The organism is Vibrio sp. AK197 (assembly GCF_053903115.1).
On the sequence record NZ_CP096430.1, the window covers coordinates 1,416,243 to 1,430,632 of the forward strand.

Here is a 14,390-nt window from a genome sequence, read left to right on the forward strand (position 1 = left end):
TCTTTATCTCCATGAATACAAAAATCGACCCAGTGAGGGCCGATTTATTTAAAACGATCTATCGATTATTTTAAAGGCAGGATTTGAATTTCAACCCGGCGGTTACATGCGCGTCCTGCAGATGTTTCATTGGTACAAATTGGGTAACGTTCACCATTACCGCGCGCAACGGCTCGGCCTGCTGCGACCCCTTGCGAAACCAGGTATGAACGAACCGATTCAGCGCGGCGCTCAGATAAGATTTGGTTGGTTGTGTCACTGCCTGTGCTATCGGTATGCCCATCGATGACTAAGCTCGTGTCTGGGTATTCCACCAAAATTCGAGCGACGCCACGAAGAGTGTTGTGAATAGAGGAATCGAGTTGATACGAGTTCGTTTGAAAGCCAATGCCATTTTCCATACGAAGTAATAGCTGATTTTCACCCACACGTTGTACTTGAACACCAGAATCAAGCAATTCTTTACGCAGTGCAGCTTCTTGCTGGTCAAAGTAGTAGCCGACACCACCGCCAATTGCTGCACCACCCGCTGCACCAATTAATGCACGGTTGCGGCGTTCTTTCGCGTCATCACCTGTGGCAAGGCCTGCTGCAATACCAGTAATGGCGCCAATCAAAGCTCCTTTAGTGGTTGAGTTGGTTTCATTTTCACCAGTGGTCGCATTTTGGCGCTGTGTCGCCTGACACCCTGTCAAAGCGATGGCAATGGCCAGCGCTGTGGTTAACTTTTTCACAAACACGTCTCCGTTAGTTAAAAAACGTTAGACAATAAACGTTGGATGGTCGCTGCTGTCAAATCAGGTAGTGGTGATTTGACTAAATGTTTACCGAGTGGGGATTTTTAAACCACTTGAGTCATTAGTTTAGATGCTTTTGTACACCTTGAATAATCACAACCACAACAATCTTGTTTTTCTTTCATGAAATCTGGGGGGAGGATCTCGTTATAAGACTCAGGCGCGGAGGTGAAAAGGGGGAGTGGGTTGTTGCCCGCGTTGTCTTACGGGCAAATCGTTAGGGTATCAATTAGCGGAGTAACTTTGGTGCCTGGGCACCATCGATTGGGCGACTGACGGAAACGGTGCGGCCTTTCTTAAGACCTTTCTCATAGTCAGCAGTGATGTTTTTCATCGCTTCTTTAAGCTGCTGCTTAAAGGTTTCACGGTCAATATTTTCAAACTCGCGGTCAATGTAACTGTCAATCTTTCTGGTCGACTCTTCATCGGGTGTGATAATCGGTAGTTTCTCTAAGGCGCCTTCAACCCAGCCTGATACAAACGAGTTGACTCGACGTGTCACCTCTGAGTTTGATGTGCCCGTCCCCGCAAAGCTATTGCGAAAACGTCCCGTTTGTTCGTTCATTTCTCGATAAATGATATCAAATGCAAACGCCGCAAAAATGGCACGGTCAGCTTCACCAATAAATTCTGTCCGCTTTAGCCCCTTGTGGTTAAGCAGTACAGCTTCAACGCCAAACTTGGTATTGATGCCGCGAATGACACGTAAAATAGTCGAGCTGATATTAGCGGGAAGAAGATGAGTTGATTGCGTCTTACCCATTTTAATGAACTCAATATCGTCTTTATCCAGGCCATACTTGACCATAAGACGATGAGCCATTTTGATTGCGTTTGCTGCTTCATTGACGTTTGCTGAGTTACCTAACTCCAAACATTTCGCAATTTTTTTGAGGGCTTTCTGTTTATCCATCGACGGCAAAAAAACTCTGTGATTGACAAAGTCGGCTATTTTAGCGCGTTCGAGGTAAAAACGAAATAATAGAAAAGGCTCGAGTGATGAATTTCATCCATAACTCGAGCGGAGTGTGACTTAAATACCTAATTCATCAAACAGATCATTGTCTGCGCTACCAGAAGTTTTTTCTTCCTGAGCGCGTTTACTGGATTCAGACATCTGCTGACGTGTGCGTTCTAAAATGCTATCTGGCGTTTCGTCTTCGGCGACATCAAACTCTTCTAACTGAATAAACTCTGTTTTATCCATCGCGAGTTCAAGATAAAAAATGTTGTTTTTCTCGGTAGAAAACGTCACGCGGCGTGCTTGAGGACGATCGAGATTGGTGTCCACAGAAAGAATCACTTGTTTGTTCAGTGACAACATTTTAGGTTGGTTCTGCGTAATGTTGGTTTGCAAATCTTTGCGCACTTTATTGGTGAAGTCGCCGACTAATTGGTTCATTAGTTCACCCAACACATCACCAACTTCATCAGACGTGTGGAGCACGGCTAACTCTTCTTCAGGCATCCCCATATTACGCATATAACTGGTGTAAAGCTCAAGGGCGGCTTTAGAGGTAAAGTTGATGACCACCAGCCCAGAAAACCCACCATCAAAAAGGACAAAACAGCCAAAATCAGGCTTTAAACTGGTTTTAGTAATCTTTTGCACCATCGCGGAGTAGGTGACGTTAGTCGCGGTGGCGGAGCTGAGTACGGTGGAGACGGACTGACATAGTTTTAAAAGAATGTCTTCGGTAGTGATGATTTTGTTTTTCTTCATTGATGATTCACTCATAAGATCCCATGGAATGCAGAGGTATAATACTTAAGTTTGGGTAACAATTGCGAGAACTTCCATTGTGCGCAGCAGATTCTGTTTTGATCACCTTTTTAAATGTTGTAAAGTGACGAAAATCAACAAAATTAATAATGATAACCCATTGCTGATAGGATCGGCGCAGTAAGGGGCAGGAAGCACATGTTACCAAGACTAGAATTACAAAATAACGTTGACCCGTTGGTGGTTAATTTCCTTCATGAACTTGAAGCTCAAGGATTTAGCGGCGACATTGAAACTCAATACGCCAGCCGTTTGGCCGTCGCGACAGACAACAGTGTCTATCAACAATTACCGCAAGCGGTCGTTCATCCTAAATCGACACAAGACGTCGCGCTAATTGGCCGTATTTCTTGTCGTGGAGATTACGAGCGCGTCACGTTTTCTCCGCGCGGTGGTGGTACAGGGACCAACGGACAATCCTTGACGAAGGGGATCGTGGTCGACTTGTCTCGCTATATGAATAACATTCTCGAAATTAACGAGCAAGAAGGCTGGGTTCGCGTTCAAACCGGGGTCATCAAGGATCAACTCAATGATGCGGTTCGTCCCTACGGCTATTTCTTTTCTCCTGACCTATCGACCAGTAACCGTGCAACGCTGGGTGGTATGATCAACACCGATGCGTCGGGACAAGGGTCGTTGAAATACGGTAAAACCTCTGACCATGTCCTCTCTCTGCAAGCGGTGTTTGCAGACGGCTCTATTTTGGAATCGGATTTATCTCACGGCTTACCTGAACAGGGTGAATATGCCTTTGACGCACTCAAGGTGACCGAACAGGTGTGCCGTGAAAAACGCCAGCAAATTATTGACAAATTCCCAGATTTAAACCGCTTCCTAACAGGATATGATTTAAAAAATGCGTTTGATGAACACAGCGATACCTTTGACATCACTCGAGTGTTATGTGGGTCGGAAGGCTCATTAGCGTTCATTACTGAAGCCAAGCTAAACCTAACGCCAATTCCTAAAGCGCGTTGCTTGGTGAATATTAAATACAACACCTTTGATTCCGCATTACGTAACGCACCTTTGATGGTCGAGGCGAAAGCGCTATCGGTTGAAACCGTCGATTCCAAAGTGCTCAATCTTGCCAAGCAAGACATTGTCTGGCACACCGTCAGTGATTTGATTACTGATGTTGCTGGACAAGAGATGTTGGGCATTAATATTGTCGAGTTTGCCGGTCAAGACCAAGCGGAAAATGCGCAGTTGGTTGCATCCCTTACTCAAAGCCTTGATGGCATGATGGCAAAAGGTGAGGCGGGTATCATTGGTTATCAAGTGTGTGACGACCTAGCGAGCATTAACCGTATCTACAACATGCGGAAAAAGGCGGTAGGCCTCTTAGGCGCGGCGAAAGGTCGAGCAAAGCCGGTTCCCTTTACCGAAGACACTTGCGTGCCGCCCGAAAATTTAGCGGATTTTATTGCAGAATTTCGTGAGCTCTTAGACTCAAAGCAGCTTGCTTATGGGATGTTTGGTCACGTTGATGCTGGAGTACTGCATGTACGTCCCGCGCTGGATCTGTGCGATCCTCAACAAGAAAAAATGATGCATGAAATTTCCGATCAAGTGGTTAAATTGGTCGCGAAATATGGCGGGTTGATGTGGGGAGAGCATGGCAAAGGCTACCGCTCAGAATATGGCCCAGAGTTTTTTGGTACAGAGCTGTTTAACGAACTGCGACGTGTAAAGGCGGCGTTTGACCCGCACAATAAAATGAACCCAGGAAAGATTTGTACGCCGCTCGACAGTGATTTTGAATTGGTCAAAGTATCCGATACCAAACGCGGCTATTTCGATCGCCAAATTGACGTTAAGGTCCGTGACAGCTTCAAACAGGCGATGGAGTGTAATGGTAATGGGCTGTGCTTTAACTACGATACCGCCTCACCCATGTGTCCATCGATGAAGGTGACCGCAGATCGTCGTCACTCGCCTAAAGGCCGTGCAGGGCTTGTGCGTGAATGGTTACGTCAACTTACCGAGCAGGGTATTGATATTCTCGATTTGGAACATCAAGCTCTGACATCATCAACCCCTGTCAAATCAATGATTGATCGTGTTCGTAACCGCTTCAACCGCAATAAAGAATATGACTTTTCTCACGAAGTCTACGAAGCAATGAATGGCTGTCTTGCCTGTAAAGCGTGCGCAAGCCAGTGTCCGATTAAAGTGGATGTGCCGAGTTTTCGGTCTCGTTTCTTAAATATTTATCACACTCGCTATCAACGCCCTGCAAAAGATTATTTAGTCGCGAATATTGAGACTATGTTGCCGATGATGGCCAAAGCGCCGCGCCTAGTGAATGGGGTAATTAAACATAAGTGGGTACAAAGCCTAACGGCATCGACAGTTGGATATGTGGATACGCCGCTGCTATCAACCCCTATTTTGGCAAAGCGAACCCGCAAGATAGAAGGGTTTGATTTACGCAAACTGTCGGCGTTATCGGAACAAGAGCGTGAACGGTATGTCTTGATTGTTCAAGACCCATTTACCACTTACTACGATGCGGATGTGGTTGAAGACTTTGTCAAACTGGTACAGCGCCTTGGTCATACACCGGTAATATTGCCGTTTAAACCGAATGGTAAAGCACAGCACATCAAAGGGTTCCTCAAGCAGTTTTCTGATACGGCAAAAACAACCGCCGCATTTTTAGAACAAGTTTCCGAGCTGAATATTCCAATGGTTGGAGTTGACCCAGCATTAGTGCTTTGTTACCGAGATGAGTACGCCGAGATTTTAGGTCCTGATCGCGGTGATTTTGAAGTTTTGTCCGTACATGAGTGGTTGCTGCCTCGGCTGAATTCTTTTACCGCCTCGAAAGTAAAACAAGATGAACCTTGGTACTTGCTCGGTCATTGTACAGAAAAAACGCGGATGCCGAATTCTGAAAAACAGTGGGGAGAAATTTTTACTCACTTTGGGGGGCGTTTAGAGTCGGTCCCTGTGGGGTGCTGTGGAATGGCAGGGACGTTTGGTCACGAAGTGGATAAGCTTCAGATGTCCAAAGATATTTATGCGCTAAGTTGGCGGCCTCGCCTTGACGACTTACCCAAAGAGCGCTGTTTGATCACAGGATACTCATGTCGAAGTCAGGTGAAACGCTTTGAGCATTATAAAGCGAAGCATCCATTGCAAGCTTTGCTGCACCTCGTGTAATTGGATTTTGTTCGCTACGATATATAGACCCGTCGTATGAGGCGGGTCGCTTGTTTTTCATGCTTGAATAGGAACACGGTGTTGAGAAAACTCGAATTGAAAGTCCCACCAGTTGCGGTATTTCTTATTCTTTTAGTGGCGATGGCTAAATCATCGGAATTGTTTCCTGACGCTTACTTACCGCTTCCTAAAACGGACTGGGTATTTATTGGTTGTTTGGTCATTGCTGTCATTCTTGCTTTCAGTAGCCTCTATCAATTTCGCAAAGCCAAGACCACCGTCAATCCGATAAAATTGCATAAGGTTTCTCAGCTGGTGGAGCACGGTGTGTTTTCAGTAACACGCAATCCGATGTATTTGTCGCTATTGACGACACTGTTTGGTGCAGCGTATTGGCTACAGAGCTGGGCAAGCATTGCTTGGTGCTGGGTGTTCATTTTGTATATGAATCGTTTTCAAATTATCCCTGAAGAGCGGTTTTTGGCGGCGCAGTATGGTGAGCGCTATGAGAAGTACAAGCAGAGAGTGAAACGTTGGTTACTTTGATTTTTGCCTGAGATTTCCATCTAGTTTGATATAAAAGGGCCTCGTTGAACGAGGCCTTTTCTTTGGTTTATACGCTGCTCGGTAACAGCTCTGCGGGCATCAGATGATTATGTATCGCTAATTTGAGCAGTTGGTTGGCGAGTTCAATATCAGGTGCAAAGTAGCGGTCTTTATCATAGAAAGGGACCTGCTCTCGCAGTATTTGCTTTGCTTCTTCTACGTGCACGGATGATTTATTTGGCGCGCGAAAATCGAGCCCTTGCGCTGATGCCAAATATTCTACGGACAAAATTCCTCGGGTATTTTCACCCATATCGCGCAAGCGTCTTGCGGCGAATGTCGCCATCGAGACGTGATCTTCTTGATTGGCAGAGGTGGGCAGGCTGTCGACCGAAGCTGGATGGGCGAGTGTTTTGTTCTCACTGGCAAGCGCCGCCGAGGTAACCTGAGCAATCATAAACCCGGAATTAACGCCGCCGTTATCCACTAAAAATGGTGGTAATTTACTCAACGCACTATCAATGAGCAGCGCCATACGGCGCTCAGATAAACTGCCGATTTCAGCAATGGCTAGGGCCAGGTTATCTGCAGCCATCGCGACCGGCTCTGCATGGAAGTTACCACCAGAAATGATGTGACCTTCATCGGCAAATACCAAAGGGTTATCTGACACGGAGTTGGCTTCCACGATTAAAACATCGGCCGCACTGCGGATTTGTTGTAAACATGCGCCCATGACCTGAGGTTGGCAACGCAGTGAATATGGGTCTTGCACTTTTTCACAGTCAGTGTGGGAGAGTCCAATCTCACTGTCTTCACCGAGTAAGTGTCGAAACGCGGCGGCGGCGTCTATTTGCCCCTGATGCCCGCGCACTTGATGAATTCGCGCATCGAAAGGACGCCGACTTCCAAGTGCGGCTTCCACCGACATCGCCCCGCATACGGTGGCAGATGCAAACAGGTCTTCGGCGCCAAATAGACCTTCAAGCGCAAATGCGGTAGATGCTTGAGTACCGTTGAGTAGGGCTAGCCCTTCCTTAGGAGCGAGAGTGATGGGTGACAAGCCAGCTATTTTGAGTGCGCTCAGACCAGAGATGATCTCTCCTTGATAACGAGCTTGCCCTTCACCTAATAAGATGGTGCTCATATGCGCCAGTGGAGCAAGGTCACCAGAGGCGCCAACTGACCCTTTTTGAGGTACACAAGGGTAGACCTCTGCGTTGACTAAGGTCATCAATGCGTTGATAACCTCAAGTCGAATACCGGAAAACCCTCGCGCTAAGCTATTAATTTTCAGTACCATCATCAAGCGCACCGTCTCATCGGCCATGAACTGACCAATCCCCGCTGCGTGAGAGAGCACAATACTTCGCTGCAGCGTCTCAAGATCGTGTGGTGCAATTTTGGTGTTTGCTAGTAAACCAAATCCCGTATTAATTCCGTAGACCGTTTTTCCTTCACTGATAACTTGATTGACGATGGATGTACTACGTTCAATCGCTGGAATCGCGTCAGGATCCAGAGTGAGTGTGACAGGAGAACGGCTGACTTGACGGAGTTCATGTAAGGTCAATTGACCCGGTTTTAAAGTTAAGTTCAGCATGCTGACTCCCTTCATCATAATGTGACTTGTACTGAGTAACGCCTGTTATTAACTATGAACTAAACACGTTGCGTTACTGAAAATAAGACTCGCTGGAGATACGCTCAAATCGGCCGTCAACAACCCGTGCGGCAAGTAGGGGAATGCCTTGCTGATAGCTGAGCTCCGCGGGAGATTGAATATTCCATATCGCAATATCAGCATCAAACCCTTCCCGTAATTGACCACGGCACTCGCTTTGGCCTATGGCTTTAGCGGCATGACATGTCACGCCGCGTAGGGCTTCTTCCGGTGTCAATCCAAACAGCGTGCAACCCATGTTCATCATCATTGTGAGATCGGCAAAAGGAGATGTACCTGGGTTCATGTCGGTCGCTAATGCCATGGGGACATCGTACTCTCGTAAGGCTTTAATCGGAGGTAATTGCTGTTCACGAAGAAAATAAAATGCCCCAGGTAATAATGTGGCAACCGTGCCCGATTGGGCGATGGCTTTGACCCCTTCAATGTCCAAGTATTCGATATGATCAACCGACACACCGTGATAACGGGCGGTTAACGCGCTTCCACCGAGGTTAGACAGTTGCTCTGTGTGGCCTTTAATCTTAAGGCCAAATTGTTGAGCACTTTTAAAAACGCGCTCGGTTTGTTCCAGGGTAAAACCAATGGATTCACAAAATACATCAACAGAGCAAGCCAGTTTCTGCTCGGCAACCGCCGGGATGATAACGTTACAAACATAGTCAATGTAATCATCAGCGCGTCCGGCATACTCTGGGGGGATTGCATGCGCGGCAAGTAACGTTGTCGACACCTTAATTGATCGGTAACTTTCCAGCGCTTTGGCTGCCTTAAGCATTTTTATTTCATCATCGAGAGTGAGTCCATAACCGGATTTGATTTCAACTGACGTGACCCCGCTGCGAATTAATCCATCGAGGCGGGGAAGCGCCAGTTCGATTAACTCTTGTTCAGTCGCACTTCGCGTTGCTTGAACCGTCGATAAGATACCGCCGCCTTGCTTTGCGATCTCTTGGTATGGGACGCCATTTAGACGCATTTCAAACTCGTTCGCACGACTTCCGGCAAAAATGAGATGGGTATGGCAGTCAATCAAACCTGGTGTGAGTAACTTGCCTGCACAATTGATGACTTTTAACGAATTATTTTCAGGAAGGAGGTGACTGATGGCAGAGATTTTGCCGTTAATGACGGTGATATTTTGGGGGGGCGAAACATCATAACCGGCTTTATTGGCCTGCATTGAAACCATTCGCGCGTTGGTGAGCACAAAGTCCATGTTATCCGCGAGTCCTGAAGATTTAAATGTATATACAATTATTGTCTCTATTACTCGTTAAGTGCAAGTGGCCCGTTAACAAAATGTGATCGTTCATAGGCGCTTGAAACGACACTGCCTAGTTGGGACGGTCTACGTAGTTGCAACGCTGACTTTAGAGCTCAGTTTATATTTTGTTCCCGGATGATAGAGAAGGGCTGAGCTGACCAATTTATCACCACTCCAAGTTCGGCGATTAAGCAACAGGCAAGGCTCATTCGCACCAAGACGCAATGCTCGGCGAACTTGCCCGTCGGGAACCACTGCTTCAACGGTATGTTCAATAGCGCTGAGTGGACAATTGGCCGATAAGTATTGGTTAGGTGTTTGCTGGGTAAAATCTTGGGATAGATAACCTGGAGCGTATTGAGCGTTTACCCAGCGTAGTTCAAGTTGAATCGGTCTTTCATCGGCGTAATGAATGATCTCACTATAATAGACCGTGCTACGTATCATTACTCCGAGTTTAATTGCTATCTCGTCATCAGCAACGAGTTTGGTCTGTTTGAGCACTTTATTGCTGTATTCTTGCCCTCGTTGCTGAACTTCTGCCGCGATATTCCGAATATCCAGCAACGGAGATTCCGCTTTATCATCCGGGGCACAAACAAAGGTTCCTGCTCGAGGTTTTCGTTGTAGCATTCCTTCTGCAACAAGATCCCGCACGGCTTTGTTGACCGTCATGCGGCTCACCGAAAATTGCTGGGTTAGCTCGAGTTCGGTTGGAATGCGATCGCCTGGTAACCATCGACCCGACGTAATGTTATCTAAGATATAGCGTTTGATCGTGAGATAACGCGGCGTTTGTGGCATAACGATTGCTCAGTAATGAATTGACTATACAAAACTGACACAAATAAGATGGAATTCAATCGAAATGTGCAAGTTTGCGTGACGAGGTCACATCGTCACACTCATCAATTACCTAAGCGATATCGGTAACCCAAGGTAAACGCAATGTCGGTACTATTATCGGCGTTGAACATATTTTCGATCATAGAAACTTCAAGTGCAGAGTGTTGCATATTGTAGCGATAACCCAGAACCCACTCGATAGCAAGCTTTGAAAATTCATCGTCGGCATAAGATAAACCTTGATAAATCATGCCCTGAACAATCAACTGATGGCGAACAGAAAAATCATATTGGTAACTCGCGCCACTCGACCATGCATTTTTACGAAACGGCAAATCCTGATACTGCTTTTGATGATTGTGGTGCGTGGCAGACAGCATAAAATCGGCATGATGTGCACCATGGCGATAACTGTAGTTGAGTTGGGTGCCAAACTCGACGTCGTTTGATTGAAAGAGGCTCGCGTCGAAGTGATTGTAGTAAAGTGAACTACCGATAGAGAAGGCGTGGTTTTGATTGGCAAATAACAAATATTGCCCGTAAGCGGTGATGGCTTGGCTTAAGGTTTTACCACGAAAGTCACGCTGCTCAATACCGTAGTCAGGTAAATCCATGACAAAACGATCATTTTCGACATCATCACGACCGTTCTGACTTAAACCGACCAAATCATGGAAACCGATGGTTAAGCCATCAATATGATTGTTACCCGCATAATTCCATCGGTAGTTTAGACCAAACTTCCAATCCGGTGTTGCCTGCCAGAGACCACCAAACGCGATTTGATTTTGATAGTAATCCAGCTCGTAATCGGAATTGACCGCCCAGACACTGGCTGCGGTTCCATTGATATAGAGCTCAACGTCGTTTTTTGATTTTGGAAAGCTGGATTGCAACTGTGGAGAGAGGCTATTGGTTCGAAAAGGAGTCTGGGTATAGGTTTTTAACGGGCCATAATTATTGTCCGCGATAGACTCAGCACTGTGACCGAATGCTGGAAGCCACATCAACGATATTAAGAGATAGTGATACTTCATAAGCTACATCGAAAATAGGGGTTAGCTAGTCATAGTATAGTTAAATTATTTCGATGAAAATCACAAAAAAGAGGTAACTCATTGCTGAGTCACCTCTTTTTTGATTAAGCAGCAGATAAATGTGTGGTGATGTAAGGTTGCCACGCGTCTTGATACAAACGTTTAGATTCGCTTCTCATTTTGGCAATTTGTGCTAATTCAAATTCATTTGCTCGGCGTTTTTCTTTTGCGGCAATACGTTCAATCTTTTGGATCTGTTCGTAGAGGCGATGCTCAGGGCCGCTTTTTACATCCGCAATGGCTTTCAGGTGGAGCTGCACTTCGGCAATAATTTGGGTCTTAGGCAGTTGAACCAGTACATTGAGGTCACGATAACCAGATTGTGCTGGGTTTTTAAAGCGGTTTTTTACTTTGAGGATGGTGGTTTCACGGCTTAGCACTTCGTAAGCTTCCATTAAGCTTGGTACATCATCGGCAACTAATGTTGCTCGCGCGAGGTCAGTGATTCGGTCTGCACGGCCGCCCAGTTCGTGCTCAATTTTGTCGACAGAGCGTTGATAAGATTTTACGCCAGCAAAATGGGGCTGTGTATTGGTATGAAGCGCGGCACCTTTGCATAAGGTTTCTAACTCGGCTTGCGCTTGGTGTGCCTTGCTGTAGAGCACATCAAAATCATTGTAGGGTTGAATTGGGCTAATATGATGAGACTCAATTCCGTAAAGGCCGCTTAAATTGTGCCTGAACGTTTTGGAGCAAACTTGGTTTTGCTTTGTTTCAGGCCCATTTTCTTCCGGATTTAAACTTACCGTGGCCGCAAAAGCAGGGGCGCGACTTAAAACTAAAAGCATCAATGCGGTAGTGCGCAATAATAAACTCATACGCTCTCCTTAATTTGTTGTTGTTTTACTCAGAAAGTGGGTGACGAAAAGTTCGGTAAAACGCGACAAATCAAAGTCTACAGTTCAGTTATGGGGGTAATTGTCAGAGTTCCAAGAGTCTTAATTTAGCTAACGGTCAAAAGCTTGAATTAGATCTCAATTGTGCCTAAATTCCAATCAATTACGTGATCGAATCCTTAATTCTTTATCCAATATCCTATGTGATGAGAGTCAGTATAGAGCGGCTTTTATGAACCAAGTCTGAACGGCTTGTTTACCTATCGAAATTGATCTAATTCGTTTATTCTAATAGCCATAATAATCGGTAAACATAAGGAATCAGAATGCGAGATCCTGAGTTCTGGCATAGAAAGTGGGCATCTAACCAAATTGGCTTTCATCAAGACGATGTTCACCCCTTATTAATTCAATTTTGGCCTAAGCTTCAGCCAAAGCGCGAAGATAAAGTTTTGGTTCCACTGTGTGGTAAAAGTGAAGATTTGGTGTGGCTGGCCAGTAAACACAATGACGTGCAGGGGGTTGAGCTGAGTAACATCGCTGTCCGCTCTTTTTTTGCGGAGCACTTCTACACTCCGCTTGTGATTCCTGTGGACGCAAGGCATGAGCTCTATCAGTTTGATGAACTCTCGATTTATGTTGGCGACTTTTTTACCGCGCCAATTGAAAGCGTGGACATTATTTATGACCGTGCCGCGCTGGTGGCTTTGCCAAAGGAGATGCGAGTCGAGTATGCTGAGCGCATAAAACAGTCACTGAATCCAGGTGGCCGCGTTCTGTTAGTGACGTTGGATTATAACCAAGATGAAATGTCTGGCCCGCCATTTTCGGTCACCGAGCAAGAAGTGCGTGAACTGTTTCAAGGGTATACGATCACGCATTTGTATCGTGATGACGCCGATGACACACATCCTAAAATCGCCGATAAGGGCATGAGTCGCTTTGCTGAAGAAGTGTTCTTGATCGAATCATAATCAGCGATGTAAAAAGGCTTACCTTGAGGTAAGCCTTTTTATTGGAGGTGTATGGTGAAAACCGAATCAGTTGTAAATAACGTTAACGCTTTGAGCTGCTGCTACCGCATCGCTGATTGCGGTTTCTAGGTCGTCACGTTGTGTTACGACAACACCAAGGCGGCGTCGACCATCAATTTCTGGTTTACCAAACAGGCGTAACTGGGTTTTTGGTGACGCTAAAGCCTCATTGATACCGGAGAACTGAATATCACCGGAAGTGCCCTGACCAAGTATCACTGCGGAGGCGGAAGGGCCGTATTGAGTGATACTAGCAATCGGTAATCCAGTAAAGGCACGGACATGCAGAGCAAACTCTGAAAGATCTTGGGAAATAAGTGTGATAAGCCCGGTATCATGTGGGCGAGGTGAGACCTCGTTAAAAATGACAGTGTCACCTTTCACAAACAATTCAACACCAAATAAACCATAACCCCCCAATGCCGTGACGATTTTTTCAGCGGTTTCTTGAGCGGCTTGCTGCGCTTTTTCAGACATCATTTGTGGCTGCCAAGACTCGCGGTAATCGCCATCTTCTTGGCGATGGCCTATCGGGGCGCAGAAATGAACGCCATCGCTAGCACTGATGGTTAATTGCGTAATTTCATAGTCAAAGTCAATAAAGCCTTCGACGATAACTCGTCCTGCGCCACTGCGGCCGCCATCTTGTGCGTAATTCCACGCAGTTTCAATGTCTTGCTGTGTTTTAATCACACTTTGTCCTTTGCCTGATGAACTCATAACAGGCTTACAGACACACGGTAAGCCCACGTGTTCAACCGCCGCGACAAAGTCTTGGTAGTTATCCGCAAATTGATATGGCGAAGTGGTGAGGCCTAGCTCTTCAGCCGCTAAACGGCGAATTCCTTCACGGTTCATGGTCAGTAAAGTGGCTTTAGCCGAAGGCACGACATTCAGACCTGTCGCTTCGAGCTCAACCAATTTTGACGTCGCGATTGCTTCGATTTCAGGGACGACAAAGTCCGGCTTTTCAAGAGCAATAATTGCTTCAAGCGCTTCACCATCAAGCATGTTTAGAACGTGGCTACGATGGGCAACTTGCATTGCCGGGGCATCGGCATAGCGGTCACAGGCAATGACTTCTAGCCCAAGACGTTGACATTCTATCGCGACTTCTTTGCCTAATTCTCCAGAGCCTAAGAGCAAGACACGAGTGGCACTTTTTCGGGTTGCTGAACCAAACATAACAGCCTCAAATTGGTGTGTTTAACAATGTTTGGCTCGCATGATACGGAATTTTAATAAAAAAGCAAACGTTTGCGTGGTGGTGTAAAAGTGGACAAATTAAGAACTAAAGCACAGTTTTTAAACAAATAAGTTGGCGATTAG

Annotated in this window: 12 protein-coding genes; 3 read left to right on the forward strand and 9 right to left on the reverse strand. The window is 46.1% G+C overall.

Annotated elements, in window-relative coordinates; translation table 11 throughout:
* Positions 1-65: 65 nt before the first annotated feature.
* The 3 genes from M1D72_RS13755 to M1D72_RS13765 all read right to left on the reverse strand — a co-directional run bounded on the left by M1D72_RS13755 (position 66) and on the right by M1D72_RS13765 (position 2,520).
* Positions 66-734 (reverse strand): OmpA family protein, encoded by a 669-nt coding sequence (locus M1D72_RS13755; RefSeq protein ID WP_390190157.1) that lies wholly within the window; start codon positions 732-734, stop codon positions 66-68.
* A gap of 292 nt (positions 735-1,026) precedes the next feature.
* Positions 1,027-1,710: a DUF2786 domain-containing protein gene (locus M1D72_RS13760; protein WP_390190156.1), complete on the reverse strand. Its 684-nt coding sequence runs from the start codon at positions 1,708-1,710 to the stop codon at positions 1,027-1,029.
* 120 nt (positions 1,711-1,830) lie between these two features.
* Positions 1,831-2,520 carry a DUF3334 family protein gene (locus tag M1D72_RS13765; protein WP_456297252.1) on the reverse strand — a complete coding sequence of 230 codons (690 nt, stop codon included), beginning with the start codon at positions 2,518-2,520 and terminating at the stop codon, positions 1,831-1,833.
* 198 nt (positions 2,521-2,718) lie between these two features.
* On the opposite strand from M1D72_RS13765, the gene ydiJ reads away from it, so the two are divergent.
* Complete coding sequence (gene ydiJ, locus M1D72_RS13770; protein WP_456297253.1) at positions 2,719-5,751, forward strand: D-2-hydroxyglutarate dehydrogenase YdiJ; 3,033 nt, start codon at positions 2,719-2,721, stop codon at positions 5,749-5,751.
* 78 nt (positions 5,752-5,829) lie between these two features.
* The gene (locus tag M1D72_RS13775; protein WP_456297254.1) at positions 5,830-6,297 is read left to right on the forward strand and encodes a methyltransferase family protein; all 468 of its coding nucleotides are present in this window, start codon (positions 5,830-5,832) and stop codon (positions 6,295-6,297) included.
* 67 nt (positions 6,298-6,364) lie between these two features.
* On the opposite strand, the gene hutH is transcribed toward M1D72_RS13775, so the two are convergent.
* The 5 genes from hutH to M1D72_RS13800 form a co-directional block, all read right to left on the reverse strand.
* Positions 6,365-7,900, reverse strand: coding sequence for a histidine ammonia-lyase (hutH, locus tag M1D72_RS13780; protein ID WP_456297255.1), 1,536 nt, complete (start codon positions 7,898-7,900; stop codon positions 6,365-6,367).
* 73 nt (positions 7,901-7,973) lie between these two features.
* Positions 7,974-9,200 carry an imidazolonepropionase gene (gene hutI, locus M1D72_RS13785; RefSeq protein WP_456297256.1) on the reverse strand — a complete coding sequence of 409 codons (1,227 nt, stop codon included), beginning with the start codon at positions 9,198-9,200 and terminating at the stop codon, positions 7,974-7,976.
* A gap of 132 nt (positions 9,201-9,332) precedes the next feature.
* Complete coding sequence (gene hutC, locus M1D72_RS13790; RefSeq protein ID WP_456297257.1) at positions 9,333-10,052, reverse strand: histidine utilization repressor; 720 nt, start codon at positions 10,050-10,052, stop codon at positions 9,333-9,335.
* 104 nt (positions 10,053-10,156) lie between these two features.
* On the reverse strand, positions 10,157-11,131 hold the full coding sequence (locus M1D72_RS13795; protein WP_456297258.1) for a DUF3187 family protein: 975 nt from the start codon (positions 11,129-11,131) through the stop codon (positions 10,157-10,159).
* Positions 11,132-11,235: 104 nt separating this feature from the next.
* Positions 11,236-12,009 (reverse strand): phosphoribosylglycinamide formyltransferase, encoded by a 774-nt coding sequence (locus tag M1D72_RS13800; RefSeq protein ID WP_456297259.1) that lies wholly within the window; start codon positions 12,007-12,009, stop codon positions 11,236-11,238.
* 344 nt (positions 12,010-12,353) lie between these two features.
* On the opposite strand from M1D72_RS13800, the gene M1D72_RS13805 reads away from it, so the two are divergent.
* The gene (locus M1D72_RS13805; RefSeq protein ID WP_456297260.1) at positions 12,354-13,001 is read left to right on the forward strand and encodes a thiopurine S-methyltransferase; all 648 of its coding nucleotides are present in this window, start codon (positions 12,354-12,356) and stop codon (positions 12,999-13,001) included.
* Positions 13,002-13,067: 66 nt separating this feature from the next.
* On the opposite strand, the gene purT is transcribed toward M1D72_RS13805, so the two are convergent.
* Complete coding sequence (gene purT / locus M1D72_RS13810) at positions 13,068-14,246, reverse strand: formate-dependent phosphoribosylglycinamide formyltransferase (RefSeq protein WP_456297261.1); 1,179 nt, start codon at positions 14,244-14,246, stop codon at positions 13,068-13,070.
* Positions 14,247-14,390 lie beyond the last annotated feature (144 nt).

What these genes read in the sequence shown, in the direction of transcription:
- M1D72_RS13760 (WP_390190156.1), bottom strand. Translation starts at nt 1,710, where the DNA reads ATGGATAAACAGAAAGCCCTCAAAAAAATTGCGAAATGTTTGGAGTTA.
- M1D72_RS13765 (WP_456297252.1), bottom strand. Translation starts at nt 2,520, where the DNA reads ATGAAGAAAAACAAAATCATCACTACCGAAGACATTCTTTTAAAACTA.
- ydiJ (WP_456297253.1), top strand. Translation starts at nt 2,719, where the DNA reads ATGTTACCAAGACTAGAATTACAAAATAACGTTGACCCGTTGGTGGTT.
- hutH (WP_456297255.1), bottom strand. Translation starts at nt 7,900, where the DNA reads ATGCTGAACTTAACTTTAAAACCGGGTCAATTGACCTTACATGAACTC.
- hutI (WP_456297256.1), bottom strand. Translation starts at nt 9,200, where the DNA reads ATGGACTTTGTGCTCACCAACGCGCGAATGGTTTCAATGCAGGCCAAT.
- hutC (WP_456297257.1), bottom strand. Translation starts at nt 10,052, where the DNA reads ATGCCACAAACGCCGCGTTATCTCACGATCAAACGCTATATCTTAGAT.
- M1D72_RS13795 (WP_456297258.1), bottom strand. Translation starts at nt 11,131, where the DNA reads ATGAAGTATCACTATCTCTTAATATCGTTGATGTGGCTTCCAGCATTC.
- M1D72_RS13800 (WP_456297259.1), bottom strand. Translation starts at nt 12,009, where the DNA reads ATGAGTTTATTATTGCGCACTACCGCATTGATGCTTTTAGTTTTAAGT.
- M1D72_RS13805 (WP_456297260.1), top strand. Translation starts at nt 12,354, where the DNA reads ATGCGAGATCCTGAGTTCTGGCATAGAAAGTGGGCATCTAACCAAATT.
- purT (WP_456297261.1), bottom strand. Translation starts at nt 14,246, where the DNA reads ATGTTTGGTTCAGCAACCCGAAAAAGTGCCACTCGTGTCTTGCTCTTA.